This window comes from Aerococcus sp. L_32, assembly GCF_050689315.1.
The window spans coordinates 1-885 of record NZ_JBOEQF010000747.1; the positions used below are offsets into that span (position 1 = coordinate 1).

2 protein-coding genes are annotated in these 885 nt (G+C 38.0%); one reads left to right on the forward strand and one right to left on the reverse strand.

The genetic code is table 11. The annotated features are described in order from the left end of the window. The coding region (locus ACRCJ0_RS16160) for a GntR family transcriptional regulator (RefSeq protein WP_431391184.1) at positions 1-194 on the reverse strand (194 nt) is incomplete at its 3' end. A gap of 236 nt (positions 195-430) precedes the next feature. On the opposite strand from ACRCJ0_RS16160, the gene ACRCJ0_RS16165 reads away from it, so the two are divergent. Continuing rightward, positions 431-885 (forward strand): M24 family metallopeptidase (locus ACRCJ0_RS16165; RefSeq protein WP_431391186.1); only part of this gene is annotated, 455 nt, incomplete at its 3' end.

Below are 885 nucleotides of genomic sequence, written 5' to 3' on the forward strand. Positions count from 1 at the left end.
CGATACGGAATCATATCTACAAAGCCTTCATCTGCTAAGGTACTTAAAGCAGCACGAATAGGGCTTCGACTGATATCTAAATCTTCAGAAATAAAGGCTTCAACAATATGAAAACCGGATTTCCAGTTTTCACTAAGTATTTGATCTTTAATATGTAAGTAGGCAACTTGTTCTAATTTTTGCGTTTTTCCCATGCCATTCACCTCGCTCAGGTCATTGGTAGATACGTTTCATATTTGGCTTTTAAAAATATGCAATAACGTTTTATTACTTTCTTAATCATACCAGTTTAGTCAAGAAAAAGCCAAAGATTATCATTAAAAGTTATAAAAAATAAAGCGATTACAATTGGTAAAGAGTGTCGGATTCGTTTTATTTCGCTAGCTTTTAAGGTATAATAAAGCAGAATATACAGGAAGGACGAGAGTGAATGATAACATTAAAATCTGCCCGTGAAATAGAAGGCATGAAAAAAGCAGGGGCTTTATTAGCAAGTATCCATGAACAATTGCGTCCAATGATGGTACCAGGCGTTACCACAATGGAAATTGAAGCCTTTTTTGATAAAAAAATTACTGAAGCAGGCGCTATCCGTGAACAAGTTGGCTTTGAAGGCTATGAGTATGTGACATGTGTATCCATTAATGATGAAATTTGTCACGGCTTCCCAGCACCTAACCGAGCTTTAAAAGATGGCGATATCGTCAGTGTCGATACCGTCTTATCATTAGACGGCTACTTTGCTGATTCTTGCTGGACATACGGTATTGGCCAAGTGGATGAAGAGGGTCAACGACTAATGGACGTAACGAAGAAAGCCTTAGAATTAGGGATTGAGCAAGCACGTGTTGGTAACCGTATTGGAGATATCGGTGCGGCAATTCA